We start from the raw sequence: 14,568 nt of genomic DNA, 5'->3' as shown, positions 1-14,568 counted from the left end.
TCAAATCATTCAGTAATTAACAGTGCGCCGGCAGACTTACAGTTAGCAGGCGGTGGACACAGTTCGCCACGGTTTTCAGGTGCAGCCAGTACGATACGGCCTTTCCTTACAGTGCCATGTGGGTCGTTGTTGTAATAATCCCAATGGAAGATGCTGTCATTTCTGGTAGAATCCCGGGTAGTCACCATCACAAGCGTGTTACGGTTCCAATATGGTTTCTCCGGGATGTGTGTATGCGTGCTGTCGTACTTGTTGTAAGTACTGTCGTACGATGCCAGATAAAAACGGATACCATCGCCGCCCTCTTTTTCCAGCTGGTCAACGAGTGCTCTCAGTTTTGAAACGCTGAACCATACGGTGCGTGTATTGGAGCCCATCTTGTGAGGTTTGCCATCGATCATTGCAGTGGAGCCATCCCAGAAATCTGAATCCACCGGGATTTTACCGGCACGTTTTGCATAATTTTTCACATAGATTTTTGCAAACTCAATACTGATAGTGTCTTTGTCCAGCAATCCTAACGTAGGCGTGTCCTTGTGGTCATCTTCCGGTATGGAAGGTGATTGTTTTGGTTGACAGGCAGTCATAGTCATAGCTACCATAGCTATGGAGATAATGGCAACAGGGATGTTCATAAACATTAAATGGTTTAAGGTGTACCTAAATGTATAAAAAACTGTCTTAATTCTGACAATTCACCCGTTACTACTTTCAAAAGGCAGTGGAGGGCAGCTACCTAGCCCATGAGCCGCCTTGTCCACGTACCTTTCTGAAAGTAGTGCGCAGGTTATGATTGAGGGGGATGTATAAGGATGAAAGGCCTATTTAAATCGGATGATGTAATCTACATTTACATTGATTGGTCTTGACTCCCGGTCGCCGCCTGCTACCAGGTGAGAGTGATCGCCATCATTTGAAGTCTCACTTTCTTCTGCATTGAAGGATGCCAGTTCATAACCATCTGAAGGATCTATCGCATGCCTTTCGGCGGGCACACGGTAGATGGCATGTGTATGCTTTCCATTGGTGGTGGTGATAATCGGATTGGCTGGTGAGCCAGTAGTAGAGATCACCTGTATGGTGCCAACTTTTAGTTTGCCTGCTCCTGTTACAAAATAACCGCGCAGATCGGGCAGGGCAAATGTGAGTGGTGCCGCACCGAAGTGTGTACCGATTATGTCAAACAGTTCGCGGTATGTATGCCTGCGCAGGGAACTGCCATCGCAGGGAAACCAGCCTGCTGCCTGCAGTTTTATTTGTACGTCCCTGTCCGTTATGTCACCACCAAATGGCATGATGGTGCCTATTGGAGGCGCTGCGCCCACGATGTCTGCTGCAGCAATGAGGAAATCGGCGTAGATGTTTTCAGGCCTTGTTTCCTGGTCGCCGCCCTGGATGGTGTGCAGATGTTCTCCGGCAGTGTTTGTTTGTTCGGTATCGTCCGTCCATGCGATACAGTTGTAGGCATTGAATCCTGTGGCGCCTTTGGCCGCAGTTTGGGTAGACACGGGCACACTTTCAACCTGGTGACTGTGTGCACCGGCTGTAGTGGTGGTAATGCCGGGAGGAGATGCGGTGGCATAATACTCCACTGAGCCGATGTTGTCGCCCGTGTTTCCCCCTTTGTGAAGGGCATGGCGGGTATCCGCATCCGGGTCCCTGTTAGTTAAGTGACTAGTACCTCTGAGAAAATATCCCCTTAAGTCCGGGACATTAATAATTTTAAGACCATCTCCGCCAAAGTTGCCCAGGATCGTTTCTGACAGGACAGGGTGATCCGTATATGCATAAGGTTTGCCATCGCAATAGAGCCATTCTGCCGGTATGTGAGGCAGTGGGCCTCCGAAGGCGGTAATAGTGCCTGCCGGTAAGATGCCGGCAGGCACTTGTGGTGCACGGCATTTTATGACGAAATATAAAGCCACGTTAATAGGAAGGGTCGCATTGTCAAATCCTGTGAGTGTGTGAAAGTGTGCGCCCCCCGGTTCTGTGGCAATTGTTTGATTTCCTCTGGCCATTTCTTGCCGGGAGCCGCTCCATGCCCTGTGCATATTGGCAGTAAGCCTGCCGCAGGTATGGTTATGGGCACCGGTGATGGAGAGGGACCAGAGTGATGCAGGCAGACCGGTGGCAGTCTTTTGCAAAGAGCCGGTATGGTTGCCCGTAGCGCCCCCGGGTGCGGCTGCAACCCGGTTTTTGGCGTCCGGGTCTGTACCCCTGGCCTTATGTAATGTCCCTCTCAGAAAACGTCCGATCAGATCAGGAATGTTGAAATATGATTCGTCTCCACCGTGGGCATTGCCAATGGCGGCGTAGAGTTCCGGATATTCTTTGGTAGGGAATGAACTACCATCGCACAGTAACCAACCTTCTTTTTCCAATGCCTGTAACTGATCCCTGTTTGAGAGGTCTCCGCCAAAGGTGGCGATCGCACCTATAGGGAGTCCATTGGATACAGTTGTGGCATTTTTAATATTCATGTCCCGGTTTGTTTGATTGATGATTCAAAGGTCATCTAAAACGAATCGGGAAAACAGGCCGGAATGTTCCCTTTTTACAGCTGTTTTTAGGGGGTAGAAAAGGTGGTTTTCGGCTTTGTGAGAATTAAGTTATTGATTTTCAATAGGTGTGATAGGGTTGTCGACCAGCCATTGGGTGAGTTTGTAACGGGGAAGGATCTCGTCCATTTTCTTTTTGAGCCATTTGGAGACGAGTTCGAACACGATGAACCCGATAATGATGGAAATGCCCCATTCGAGGTTGGTGTAAGTATGTTTGGATACAATGGTTTTGTGGGTGGTGAGGCCCCAGAGGTTGTGGATGGAACGGGTGGTGAAGAAGTGGGAGATAAGGCGGGTGGAGATCATGCCGATGACGAAGCCGATGAAGTTGCCGATGTAGTTGGAGTAGAGGTATTCGAGAAATTTGCGAACGACTTTGAGTTTCATGTGAGTTGGCAGGGTTTGTTTGAAAACAAGATAGAAATAAAATGGCAAAAAATCGCTTCCGCCTTCGGCAGAAGCGATTTTTTGCAGGGGGCCGGTAGGTGCCTGCTGCTGCAGGCACCTACCGGGTTAATGCAGGAGGCCATGAACTGATTTTTTAGAATTTTTATTTACTCCGTTTTTATACTTTTCGCCGGGTTTACAAGTGCCGCACTCAACGCCTGAAAGCTTACCGTTACCATTGCAATCCCCACCGCCAGGACACCCGCCAATAAAAATAACCCAACTCATATATCCACCCTGTAAGCAAAATCCGCAAGCCACAGATCCATGGCATACCACGCAAGCGGTGCCGCAATTACAATAGAGATTATTACTAAAGCAATAAAGTTCTTAGTCAGTAATAGCACAATATTCCCCACACTGGCACCTAATATCTTGCGCAAACCAATCTCCTTGGTACGTTGCCGGATGCTAAATGCTGCCAACCATAACAACCCCATACAGGAAATCAATATCGCCATTGTAGTCGCTGTATTTAATATCGCCGCCGTCTTTTGCTCCTTGGCATAGAACCCCGCTATCGTATAGTCAAAGAATTTATATTCAAACTCCTCATTCGGATATACCTTATTATAAGCCGCTGTGATCTGAGAGAAATTTGCGCTATGTAATTTTACACTCAGGTTGATCGCGAACAATTTAGATGCTGTAAAAAATGCAGGCTTGATTGCTTCATGCAATGACTGCGCATGAAAATCAGCTACCACACCTACAATCGGGCAGATAGGAGAGGCGTCGTCACTCATGCCGCTTTCCGCAACCTTTCCAATCGCATCTTCCGGATGGGCAAACCCCAATGCCTTCGCCGCACTTTCATTGATGATAAACTCTCTCATACTATCAGATGCCTGTACATTCCTGCCGGCTGTCAGCAGCAGGAAACCGCTTTCCATTGGGCACATCGACTTTGGTATAAAATGCGTGAAGGTCCGCTACCTCAGCTATTCCGCTGATATGCCCCCTGATGGCGTCTGCTGCAGGATCCGGCGGCATTGAAAAAAAATCATGCCTGCCTTCTGGTGCCATTCTATCTCCTACTACCCTGTAAATATGCTCTTTACCAGGTTGGAAGTTCTCATAACTCAGCTCGAAGTTGCACGTTACCCAAATGGCAACGCAGGATAGGATCCCCAGTGTAAGTCCTAAAATATTGATGCCTGTGTACAGTTTATTACTGACCAGATTTCTATAGGCGATTTTGATATAAGTCCTGATCATAAGGGTAGAGATTAGCTACCACCTGCATACACGGAATATGCCTGTTCTTTATGATATGATTATAAATTGCGTATGATTATTTAAAACTAATATATGCTCGGTTTCACCTTTTGGCGTGTCCGATAGCGAACGATTAGTTTAAATCTAACAATGGTTTCCACGGTGCGGGTAATACTCCTACCCGTTTGGCATAGGCGTTCCAGATAGCACTTAATTCCTGTACCTTCTCCGGATAGAGCTCTGACAGGTCATGTAGCTCACTTCTATCCTTTTTCATATTATACAACTCCCATTTCCCCTCTTTATAATGTTCTTTATCTTTTAGTAATTCTCCTTTAGATACCAGTTTCCAGTCGCCGAGACGTACTGCTTTATTCATTTCATGCTCCCAGCAAATAGCTTTTCCTCTATCCAGCGATTTCCCCTTAAACAACGGCACCAGGCTCACCCCTTCCAATGGGATGCTACCCGCATATGTCGCCCCTGTCAATTCTACGATCGTTGGCATAATATCAATTATATGTCCTACAAAAGGCGTTATCTTATTCTTTCCGGTGATCACTCCCGGATAATGAACAATGAGCGGCGTAGAGATGCCGCCTTCATGCACCCAATGTTTATACTCTCTAAATGGTGTATTAGACACATTCGCCCAAAACTTTCCGTAGGAAATATAGGTAGAATCAGGTCCCCCAATCACACCTTTTCCTTTCTGCACCAGCTTCCCATCTCTTGTAATTTGCGGAATGGTGGCATAAGAGATTTCATCTTTTTTCAATGGCTTCAGCGTTTCCGGATGTGGTGCCCAGTTGCCCGTAACCCCTGTAGCACCAATATCTTCCGCACAACCACCATTGTCCTGCATGTACATGATGACGGTGTTATTGTCAATGCCTTGCTGTTTTAAAGTGGCAAGAATTGCCCCAACACCCTGGTCCATATCATCTATTATCGCTGCATATATTTCCATGCGTGCCGCCTGCACGGCTTTGTCAACCCCGTTATCCCAACCGGGATAATCTGCCGGTGCTAATTCTGTATTGTTGGATAATAAACCTTCCTGCCGTAGCTTTCTGAATCGTGCATCCCGCACCACATCCCAGCCTTTATCATACTTCCCTTTGTATTTTGCAATATCTGCCGGCCTGGCATGCAATGGCCAGTGTGCCGCTGTATAGGTTACATATAAAAAGAAAGGTTTGCTGGCATCTCTTTCTTTTATAAACCGGATGGCCTCATGTGTAATGGCATCTGTATAATAAAAGCTATCCGTCTTATATTCCGGATCTGTAAAAGGAGAGATCAAATGATTGTCTCTACACAATGCCGCCGGATCGAAATAACTACCCGCACCCTGTATCGTGCCATAATACCGGTCAAACCCACGCTGTAACGGCCAGCTTGTTTTGGGCCCATCCTCTTTGATATTCTGACTCACATGCCATTTACCTGCCAGGAATGTTGAATAACCTGCGGACTTAGCTACCTCTGCCATCGTAGTGGCTTTAGGATTAAGGTCTCCCCTGTAACCGGGCAACTGGTAATCCGTATCCCGCATCCAGCCCATTCCTGCCTGATGGGGATACAAGCCTGTGAGCAGGGATGCACGGGTAGGACAGCACCTTGCCCCATTATAAAACTGTGAAAACCGTATCCCCGTCTGGGCCAGCTGATCCAGATTCGGTGTATGGATCTCACTTCCATAACAACCAATATCAGAATATCCCATGTCATCACTTAAGATCACAATGATATTCGGGCGTTGCTGCGCCTTTACAGAAATACCAAGAAATAAAAACAGCAGATGGGCTACACGAAGTTTCATATCAGAAAAGGTCTTAACCTTAGAAAATTACAATTAATTTCCCAGGATTGATCTAACCTTTTCTCAGCAATGGATTAAAATATTCTTAATTTCAAAATCCCGAATCATTAATTATATCAATTTCTTTAGACTAATTCCCCTTCCCAACACTCCTTTGAGAATATCTCCCTCACTTTTGATCCTCCCAATCGCATTCTTAATATTGAAATTTTTCATTTGCAATCCTTTCTTCACTTCCTCCCAATGCAGCGGCATTGATACTGTCGCTCCCGGTTTTGGACGCAGACTATAGGGCGCCGCCAGCGTAGCTTTGGGCTGGTTTTGCAAATAGTCAATATACAATTTCCCTTTCCTGTTACGGGTCATCCGATCTATACACGTAAATTTCGGTAAGCGTTTATGTACCTCTGTCGCGATAATTTTGCCGAACAACTGGCACTCCTCATATGTATATTTCGCCCCCAATGGAATGTAAATATGAATGCCGGTAGACCCCGAAGTTTTAGGATAACTTTTTATCTTCAATTCATCTAATACCACCTTCACTGTTTGTGCCATTTCTATCACCTGTTCAAAGGTATTTCCCTTATCAGGATCGAGGTCTATCATACACCAGTCAGGATAATCCGGGTTATGGATCGTCGAGTTCCAGGGATTCATCTCTATTGCACCCAGGTTTGCCATATACAACAAAGCAGCCGCATCTTCCGGCACTAAAAAGTTCTTATCTTCTCCATCTACCACGGCATTGTTACCCCATGCCAACAGCGCATCGTACACCGGGTAAAATTTTTCATTGAAAGGCTTATTATTTCTGGAAAGGATATTCACTTTACCCATGTTGCAATAGGCCACCGCCCTGTACCCATCCCACTTTACCTCATACAACCAGCCAGGTTCATCAAAAGGTTTGTTGACCAGCGTAGCCAGCATAGGCTTGATCACCTTAGGAATTGGATCTTTCTTCATAATGATATGCCAGTACGAAAGGTGGTCCTTACCTTATGATAATAATATTCATTGAAAGACTCCGCCTTTCGTTCAGTATAAAAAAACAGAAAAATATTCGCTGTCTATAGGGCTGGAAAGCAGTTCAGCAACAGACCTTTGAAGAAATAAAAAATGAACAGCCGGTGCTAAGCCGGCTGTTTGCATTTGATCATCTGATCTCTTTTACTTATTGATCGCCTGTGTTTGTTATCAAACCAATTAGATAAAAAATTATCCTGTTGGGTTATTTATTGTGAGTAATTCGAATAATTATCACTGCTAAGGTAGGGCAGTACGGCTCCATAGGAAATGATCATTCTCAAGAATAATGATGATCGTGGTCAATTGATAGCGGACTGAATTGTGGCACAGTATTTTATATTCTTACCAGTAATGAAGGGATTACTAATAATTATGTTAATTACGCTTACAACTGACGTCATTGCCCAGGATTCGATTCCAAGAATGAGGAGATATTATGGTTATGATGTGGATACTGTACCTAAACTTGACTTAATCGACATCTTCAGCAAGACATTTCATATTCACGGCAAGAAGATGCCTAAGAAAGGAGACAAGAGGGTATATTATTCATTAGTACCCATACCGACAAATATTCCTGGTGGTGGCGTGGCGCTGATAACCAGTACCAATGCGGCTTTTTATATGGGACCACGGAAAACTACCAATTTGTCCAACGTCTCTTTTGCCCCTTCATTTTCGTTCAGGGGACGGTTTTCCTTTAGCTTCCACAGCAATATCTGGCTCACGGGCAACCAGGATAATGTGACCGGTGATATGCGTTTCATTATCAACCCACAATATACATGGGGGGTGGGAGAGGGCGTATCCAATGATCAGAAAGAAATACTAAACAGCAACTATTTCAGGTTTTATCAAACCTGGTTACACAAGTTAGACGGTGGTCTGTGGATGGCAGGTCTGGGTTACATGCTGGACTGGAATTCGGCCATCAGGTTCAAAAACAATGACAGTGTTTCGCTATCGGAATTTAGTCATTATGAATACGGGACCCAGTTGGGCAAGCATTCCGTGTCATCCGGTATCTCATTTAATGTACAGAAAGATGCCCGTCAGAACTCCATCAACCCTCAGTCTGGTTATTATTTCAATACCGTATTGCGCTATAACTTTAAATGGCTGGGCAGTAGCGAAAACTGGCCCTCATTGTATGTAGATTATAGAAGATATCTGCATTTTGGAGATCCACGTAGCCAGAATGTGTTAGCATTGTGGGGCTTTTATTGGACAGCACTGAGTAATAAAACCCCATATCTGGATTTGCCAAGTATCGGTTGGGATCCTACGACCCACAGTGGAAGAGGAATTACGCAAAATAGATACAGGGGCAAAGGTTTATGGGACCTGGAAGCTGAATATCGCAGAGATATTACAGCCAATGGTTTCCTGGGTTTTGTGGTCTTTGCCAATATGAATGCCGTGACCAAACTCGAAGAATATCGCTTTACTGCCCCACATCCAGCTGTGGGTACTGGTTTGAGAGTAAAGTTCAATAAGCGTTCTAATACCAATATTGCATTTGACTATGGTGTTAGCTCTACAGGTGGTCGTTTCAGCATGATGCTGGGCGAAGCCTTCTGATCATTCTCCTCCAAACTGTTGCAGCATTTCAGCAAATACCATCGCCGCTTTTTTCCGGTAAGCATTGGCTGGCCACGAGATGGTGGCCTGTCTGCTCATTTCCATTCCGGTGATCGTTACAGCCTGTACCGCGGTCTGACCCACCAGCGAAGCCGTTGTTAATACCGTATACCAGCGGCCTGTCGCCACCAGTTGTAATAATATACTGATGTCGCTCAGCTCCATCCTGATATCAGGATAGATCTTATTATTCTCAAACATTTTATCCAGGAAACTTCGGGTGTTGAAGGCTTTGGATGGCATGAGCAATGGCAGACTTTCCACCTCTTTTATATCTACACTTTTGCGTGCTGTGAGTGGATCATTGACGGGTACGATGAGGGATAAACGGGACTCGAACAATGTCTGTGAGATCAGGACATCATTCTTCTGGGCAGGCGTGAAAGAGAGCACAAAATCCAGTTGTACCTGTCGTAGCTTTTCCAACAGATCCAGGGAAGGCCCTGAGGCCACGATGATCTTTATGCGGGGGTACCGGGCAGAGAATTCCATTAAGGTAGGGGTGAGCAGGGCTTGCAGCCCATAGGTAACCCCAATGGCGAGTTCACCCGTTTCCAGTTCCTGCAGGTCCTCCAGCAGGTGCTGACCGTCTTCTGCGTTCTGAATGCTCTGTCTGGCATAGGGCAGAAAAAGCTTGCCGGCCTCTGTGAGCATCACTTTTTTGCCTATTCTGTCAAAAAGCGGTGTGTTCAGTTCTTCTTCCAGCTGTTTAACCTGCTGAGAAAGGGTACTTTGACTGATATAAAGCATACTTGCAGCTTCCGTAAAGTTTAGGATTTCTGCAGTTTTCACGAAATAGCGCAATTGGCGTAGTTCCATGAAACGAAGGTAGGTCATCGATCGGTTTTATCAATGATAACCATAGAAAAATACCATGTTTACTAATCGAAGCGCCGTTATAAATTTGTGTAATAAATACAAGGATTATGCAAGCGGTAGCAGACGTCGGGGTGTTAAAAATGCGCCCTGAAAGACAAAAAGCGGTGAAAGGGTGTTTACGGTATACACGTATCAGGTTCGGTATCTTTTTGTCAGGTTTGTCGGTTTTTGCGCAGTTATATTTGTTTCAGCCCATGCTGACATTGTTGTGCAAACAGTTTAACATCACACCAGCCCATAGTAGTCTGGCAGTATCTGCCTGTACTGTGGGGATGGCCACCGGGTTGTTTTTATTTGCCTTTAAAGCCGACCGTTTTCCAAGAAAAAAGCTGATGGTGAGTTCAATGATCATCTCTACCGTTCTCACAATTATCTCAGCGACTGTCAGCAATTTTGAATTGCTCATCGCCATCAATTTCGTGAAAGGAATGGTATTGTCAGGAGTTTCTGCGGTAGCACTGGCTTATTTATCAGAAGAAGTAGATGCGGGTTCACTGGGTACTTCTATCAGTTTATACCTGGCCGGTAATACCATGGGAGGCATGATGGGACGTGTAGGCGCTACTTTAATGTCTGGCTGGTGGGGATGGCAGTGGGCTACAGTAGGTATAGGTGTAGGCAGCTTATTGTTAGGGCTTGTGTTCGCGCGTGTATTTCCTGAATCCAGGCACTTTGCACCTGCCAAGGTACAAACAAGACGTAAGCTGGAACATATGGGACAGTTTCTCCGTGATCCGTTGATCGTAAGGTTATATTTTGTAGCTGCATTGATCATGGGTGCATTCGTAAGTGTTTATAATTATTTAGGGTTCCGTTTGGAGGCAGCACCATTTTCATTGCCACATTACCTGATCGCATTTATCTTCCTGATGTATACCACAGGGGTAGCGGGCTCACTGGTAACAGGTAAATGGTCTGACAGGCATCCGGCAGATAAGATCCTCCGTGTGTTTATGTTGTTGCTGGTACCTGGATTATTGTTCCTGCTGACTAAAAGTGTCGGCTTGATAATTATAGGATTGGGCATCTTTACTTTTGCTTTCTTTGGTGCACACACGATGGCGAGCAGAATGGTATCACAACAGGCAAAGCATGGGAAGAGTACGGCCACTTCTTTGTATTGGTTGTTCTATTACCTGGGATCCAGCCTGGTGGGCAGTAGTACGGGTATCGCCTTACAAAAATGGAACTGGGAAGTGTTTATCGGCGTATTGTTTTTGCTGGTATTGGGTTCCCTCTTATTGGTGAAACCGAAAAAATAAATATTATCTACATATTAATTATTTCTTACTCTTTCTTTTTTAATTGTTTTTTGTTATATTTGTTACCCTCCCTATTTGTACAGGGAAGTGAGCAGTAAGGCTTTGTGGATGCAAAGGATGCTGACGTTGAGTTAATTGTAAAGTATCAATTTACAGTAATAGATATCAAGCCTTCTGATGCCTCAGGAGGCTTTTGTATTTTTTGTAACCAAACCAAGAAGTGTATGTTGGAAATTGTAGAAGTAACAAAGGATGATGTAAAGAGACTGGATCAGGTAAAAGGCCTGTTCAGAGAGTATGCTAACTGGCTGAGTGTGGACCTGAGCTTTCAGCGTTTTGAAGAAGAATTGAGTAACCTGCCGGAACCTGCTTATGTAGCTCCAGAAGGTAGTTTGTTTTTAGCACTGGTAGATGGACTGCCTGCAGGCTGCGTAGCCGTAAGAGCTTTTGAAAATTCAACCTGTGAAATGAAACGCCTCTTTGTAAGAGATGCTTACAAGGGTCATGGGGTAGGAAAAGCCCTGGCAGCAAGTGCCATCGAAGCCGGGCGCAGACTGGGATATAAACGTATTTTGCTGGATACCCTTGCGCACATGCGCCGTGCAATCGACCTTTATACCGGACTCGGATTCAGACCAATTGCCGCCTATTATGATAATCCCATCAGCGATGCGGTATACTTGTCTATGAGTCTTGATACAGAAAGTGAGAGTACAGGTAATGCAGCTTAAGTAGCGCTGCTTTTTATAGTGTAGCACCAATGGTAATACATGCTCCATGATTGCCCGGTGAACGTTGTGTGATTTTTACGCAGTTAAGCGTACCTACCCCCTTGTGTTTTCCATTTTTAATTTTTTGTGAAAGCTGAATGCCAATGGCATAAGGGGGAAAGGGTGTGCGTAGCAGGTTCACCTGCTACGCACAGTTTTTTTAGGAACGAGGCAAATGATACCCGTTATGATAATGGGGCATAATAAGCTTATTTCCGGCCTTTTCATCAAAGCGCTGACGTTCGGTGTTCCAGTGTAGTTTCAAGCCTGTTTTATAGGCTATATTTCCCATTTGGGCCACTTTTGCCACATGTGCTCCCACCTGTATCGGGGCATGCAGGTCTTCCAGTTTCCGGGATTTTATCACCTCGAGGAAATTGTTTGTATGTTTATCCAGGCCGTTGTCGACCTTTTCCCTGCGGGGTACTGCGGGCATCTTTTCTTTCCCATCTTCTTTTTCAGGCACGACTTCCCAGCCGCCTCTGTCTAATATCAACGTACCATTATTCCCGATAAAGGCAATGCCATGATCCCTGTTATAAGGGCCTCCATTGATGCCTGTAGCGTGTTCCCACTGGATATTGAATCCATCGAACTGGTAGACGGTGGTGAGGGTATCCGGTGTTTCTGCCGCATCATCGGGGTAAGCAAACTTGCCACCGGCAGCCATGATGGATTGAGGATCCGTGGCTTTCATGCCAAGCAGTGCGTAATCCAGTAAGTGTACCCCCCAGTCGGTCATCAAACCACCTGCATAATCCCAGTACCAGCGGAAGTTAAAATGGAACCTGTTAGGATTGAAAGGTCGTTTCTCCGCCGGGCCTAGCCAGCTGGTGTAATCTACGCCTGCAGGCGGTTCGCCGTCTGGTTTTACAGGAATAGAATGCATCCAGCCCATATATGCCCAGGCTTTTACAAGACGTACCTGCCCCAGTGCTCCGCTGTGCACAAAAGCGATGGCATCGTTAAAGTGCTGCATACTTCTTTGCCACTGGCCTACCTGTACTACGCGTTTAGTACGTTCCTGGGCTTCGACCATAGCGCGGATTTCGGAAATGGAGTTGCCAATGGGCTTCTCTACATATACGTCTTTGCCTGCAGAAACCGCATCGGTCATTTGCAGACAATGCCAGTGGTCGGGTGTGCCGATGATGACAGCATCGATGTCTTTATTGTCAAGCAACTGCCTGTAGTCGCTGTACGTTTTGACATGGATGCCTTTAGCAGCCAGTTCACCGGCTCTTTTGTCCAGTACGTTTTTGTCTACATCACAAAGGGCGATGCAGTTGGCGGCCGGGTTTTTCAGCATGGCTGTGAGGTCAGCCCATCCCATACCATTGATGCCGATAGCGGCGACATTAATGCGATCGCCAGGTACCATAGCACGCAATGTGGATGGGAGGGACGCGGCCAGTCCGGCACCCGCTACAAGGGTGGATGCCGAACGGATGAATTTTCTGCGGGTTGTGTTCATAAAGTGGAAATTGAGACGGTATACAAGATATAAAAATATCTTACAAGATTGTATTTAATACACCGCCGTCTGCACGAATTGCTGCACCATTTGTAGCAATGGATAACGGAGAAGCAAGGTAGGCCGCAAGTTGCGCAATTTCTGAAGCATCTAAAAATCTTCCCAACAGGGATCCCGGATTGGTCGCAGCGAAAATATTTTCCTTTAATAACTCAGCAGGTACGTTTTGTGCGGTTGCAATGGATGCGATTGCCGTTTTTACCCCGTCGGAATAAGTAGGTCCCCCTAAAATTGTATTCACCGTTACTTCCGTGCCCTTGGTTAATTGCGCTAATCCACGGCTAATCGATAACATCGCTGTTTTCGTCATGCCATAATGAATCATATCCGGAGGAATATTTACACCTGATTCGCTACTGATGAAAATAATCCTGCCCCATTTTTTTTCAAGCATAGATGGCATTAATGCACGGGATAATCGTACACTACTCATCACATTTACATTAAAATAATGCAACCAGTCCTCATCCGTCAGCTCAAAAAAAGATTTCAGACCAAAGATGCCCACATTATTTACTAAAATATCTACCCGCGGTATATCTATCGTGGCGATATCTCCTGCAATACCTAAAACCTTTCCAAGTGGCTGTAATTGCGCAATCGCCTGTTCTAATTTTTCTTTATTCCGGCCATTAATAATCACCGAAGCACCTTCTTTAAGTAACTGCTCCGCTATGGCAAAACCAATCCCCTGAGAAGATCCGCTGATGAAGGCAGTCTTCCCCTTTAATTGTAAATCCATGTATGTAAGTTGATTTAATTGAGTATTTCCAGTTGCATGTCTATTTGCTTCGCGAGAATAGTATTGTCAGGATACATGCGTCTTGTTACATTAATCCCGTTCCAGAGCGTGATAAGATAACGGCCAAGTACCGCAGGATCTGTCTGGTTTTTAATGGTGCCGTTCTTTTGTGCAGCTGCAATCGTTTCGGTGAACATGGCTTCTACTTCTTTAAGTATAGTCACTGCTTCGCCTTCCAGTTCTTCATCCAGGTTGGCCATTTCCACGACTGTATTGACAATGATGCATCCCTGCATATGCGTTTGCTGATCAGTAGCTGCAATGCTGCGAAAGAATTCTTTGATAAGGTCCAATGGTACTGGGGCTGCCTTTAATTCCGCCTTAAATGCAGTAAAAGCCTCCCTGCGCTGCTGTATCGCTTTGCTGAAAAGCTCTTTTTTACCCCCTTTAAAAGCGTTGTAAAAGCTGCCGGCGCCTATGCCGATAGCTGCTAAGATATCAGGTAGCGAAGTGGCGGTATACCCTTTATTCCAGAATACCTGTTGGGCTTTCGTCAATGCTTCTTTATTATCGTAAATGGTCGGTCTGCCTCTCATTTGTATTTCTGTAATGATCACTACAAAAATAGATAATCCTACTTAAAACACCAAACCCCTT

The 14,568-nt window shown here is 45.5% G+C and carries 14 protein-coding genes; 3 read left to right on the top strand and 11 right to left on the bottom strand.

Translation table 11 applies throughout. The features are described 5' to 3' along the window. Positions 1–5 precede the first annotated feature (5 nt). The 7 genes from SIO70_RS22615 to SIO70_RS22585 all read right to left on the bottom strand — a co-directional run bounded on the left by SIO70_RS22615 (position 6) and on the right by SIO70_RS22585 (position 7,020). Positions 6–635 carry a hypothetical protein gene (locus SIO70_RS22615; RefSeq protein WP_320574555.1) on the bottom strand — a complete coding sequence of 210 codons (630 nt, stop codon included), beginning with the start codon at positions 633–635 and terminating at the stop codon, positions 6–8. Between the two features lie 186 nt (positions 636–821). Then, the gene (locus tag SIO70_RS22610) at positions 822–2,480 is read right to left on the bottom strand and encodes a phage tail protein (RefSeq protein ID WP_320574553.1); all 1,659 of its coding nucleotides are present in this window, start codon (positions 2,478–2,480) and stop codon (positions 822–824) included. Positions 2,481–2,609: 129 nt separating this feature from the next. Further along, positions 2,610–2,948 (bottom strand): hypothetical protein, encoded by a 339-nt coding sequence (locus SIO70_RS22605; protein ID WP_320574552.1) that lies wholly within the window; start codon positions 2,946–2,948, stop codon positions 2,610–2,612. Between the two features lie 284 nt (positions 2,949–3,232). After that, a complete protein-coding gene (locus tag SIO70_RS22600; RefSeq protein WP_320574550.1) occupies positions 3,233–3,901 on the bottom strand; it encodes an ABC transporter permease in 669 nt (222 codons plus the stop codon). Beyond that, positions 3,849–4,226 carry a hypothetical protein gene (locus SIO70_RS22595; protein WP_320574548.1) on the bottom strand — a complete coding sequence of 126 codons (378 nt, stop codon included), beginning with the start codon at positions 4,224–4,226 and terminating at the stop codon, positions 3,849–3,851. Before SIO70_RS22595 ends, SIO70_RS22600 begins: the two co-directional genes overlap by 53 nt. 133 nt (positions 4,227–4,359) lie before the next feature. After that, positions 4,360–6,051, bottom strand: a complete 1,692-nt coding sequence (locus SIO70_RS22590) for an arylsulfatase (protein ID WP_320574546.1) — start codon at positions 6,049–6,051, stop codon at positions 4,360–4,362. 111 nt (positions 6,052–6,162) lie between these two features. After that, entirely contained in the window at positions 6,163–7,020 is an 858-nt protein-coding gene (locus SIO70_RS22585) for a hypothetical protein (RefSeq protein ID WP_320574544.1), read from the bottom strand. 435 nt (positions 7,021–7,455) lie between these two features. On the opposite strand from SIO70_RS22585, the gene SIO70_RS22580 reads away from it, so the two are divergent. Next, positions 7,456–8,664: a hypothetical protein gene (locus SIO70_RS22580; RefSeq protein ID WP_320574542.1), complete on the top strand. Its 1,209-nt coding sequence runs from the start codon at positions 7,456–7,458 to the stop codon at positions 8,662–8,664. Here SIO70_RS22580 and SIO70_RS22575 read toward each other — a convergent pair whose 3' ends face one another. Next, positions 8,665–9,561, bottom strand: a complete 897-nt coding sequence (locus tag SIO70_RS22575) for a LysR substrate-binding domain-containing protein (RefSeq protein WP_320574540.1) — start codon at positions 9,559–9,561, stop codon at positions 8,665–8,667. 89 nt (positions 9,562–9,650) lie between these two features. Between SIO70_RS22575 and SIO70_RS22570 the strand changes: the two genes are divergently transcribed. Beyond that, on the top strand, positions 9,651–10,865 hold the full coding sequence (locus SIO70_RS22570; protein ID WP_320574539.1) for an MFS transporter: 1,215 nt from the start codon (positions 9,651–9,653) through the stop codon (positions 10,863–10,865). A gap of 224 nt (positions 10,866–11,089) precedes the next feature. Further along, on the top strand, positions 11,090–11,596 hold the full coding sequence (locus tag SIO70_RS22565) for a GNAT family N-acetyltransferase (protein ID WP_320574536.1): 507 nt from the start codon (positions 11,090–11,092) through the stop codon (positions 11,594–11,596). A gap of 199 nt (positions 11,597–11,795) precedes the next feature. Here the strand turns inward: SIO70_RS22565 and SIO70_RS22560 are convergent, their stop codons facing one another. Genes SIO70_RS22560 through SIO70_RS22550 form a run of 3 tightly spaced genes read right to left on the bottom strand, consistent with a single transcriptional unit; the run spans position 11,796 to position 14,528 of the window. Further along, positions 11,796–13,109 carry a Gfo/Idh/MocA family oxidoreductase gene (locus SIO70_RS22560; RefSeq protein WP_320574535.1) on the bottom strand — a complete coding sequence of 438 codons (1,314 nt, stop codon included), beginning with the start codon at positions 13,107–13,109 and terminating at the stop codon, positions 11,796–11,798. 40 nt (positions 13,110–13,149) lie between these two features. Next, positions 13,150–13,911, bottom strand: coding sequence for an SDR family oxidoreductase (locus SIO70_RS22555; protein WP_320574533.1), 762 nt, complete (start codon positions 13,909–13,911; stop codon positions 13,150–13,152). A gap of 14 nt (positions 13,912–13,925) precedes the next feature. After that, a complete protein-coding gene (locus SIO70_RS22550; protein WP_320574531.1) occupies positions 13,926–14,528 on the bottom strand; it encodes a TetR/AcrR family transcriptional regulator in 603 nt (200 codons plus the stop codon). Between the last annotated feature and the right edge of the window lie 40 nt (positions 14,529–14,568).

This window comes from Chitinophaga sancti (assembly GCF_034087045.1).
In the GTDB taxonomy this organism is placed as follows: Bacteria; Bacteroidota; Bacteroidia; order Chitinophagales; family Chitinophagaceae; genus Chitinophaga; species Chitinophaga sancti_B.
The sequence above is the reverse complement of the archived record's forward strand: the minus strand, read 5'-3'. Positions and strand labels throughout refer to the sequence as shown.

Coding starts and splice junctions, on each gene's coding strand:
- SIO70_RS22615 (WP_320574555.1), bottom strand. CDS start 635: ATGAACATCCCTGTTGCCATTATCTCCATAGCTATGGTAGCTATGACT.
- SIO70_RS22610 (WP_320574553.1), bottom strand. CDS start 2,480: ATGAATATTAAAAATGCCACAACTGTATCCAATGGACTCCCTATAGGT.
- SIO70_RS22605 (WP_320574552.1), bottom strand. CDS start 2,948: ATGAAACTCAAAGTCGTTCGCAAATTTCTCGAATACCTCTACTCCAAC.
- SIO70_RS22600 (WP_320574550.1), bottom strand. CDS start 3,901: ATGGAAAGCGGTTTCCTGCTGCTGACAGCCGGCAGGAATGTACAGGCA.
- SIO70_RS22595 (WP_320574548.1), bottom strand. CDS start 4,226: ATGATCAGGACTTATATCAAAATCGCCTATAGAAATCTGGTCAGTAAT.
- SIO70_RS22590 (WP_320574546.1), bottom strand. CDS start 6,051: ATGAAACTTCGTGTAGCCCATCTGCTGTTTTTATTTCTTGGTATTTCT.
- SIO70_RS22585 (WP_320574544.1), bottom strand. CDS start 7,020: ATGAAGAAAGATCCAATTCCTAAGGTGATCAAGCCTATGCTGGCTACG.
- SIO70_RS22580 (WP_320574542.1), top strand. CDS start 7,456: ATGTTAATTACGCTTACAACTGACGTCATTGCCCAGGATTCGATTCCA.
- SIO70_RS22575 (WP_320574540.1), bottom strand. CDS start 9,561: ATGACCTACCTTCGTTTCATGGAACTACGCCAATTGCGCTATTTCGTG.
- SIO70_RS22570 (WP_320574539.1), top strand. CDS start 9,651: ATGCAAGCGGTAGCAGACGTCGGGGTGTTAAAAATGCGCCCTGAAAGA.
- SIO70_RS22565 (WP_320574536.1), top strand. CDS start 11,090: ATGTTGGAAATTGTAGAAGTAACAAAGGATGATGTAAAGAGACTGGAT.
- SIO70_RS22560 (WP_320574535.1), bottom strand. CDS start 13,109: ATGAACACAACCCGCAGAAAATTCATCCGTTCGGCATCCACCCTTGTA.
- SIO70_RS22555 (WP_320574533.1), bottom strand. CDS start 13,911: ATGGATTTACAATTAAAGGGGAAGACTGCCTTCATCAGCGGATCTTCT.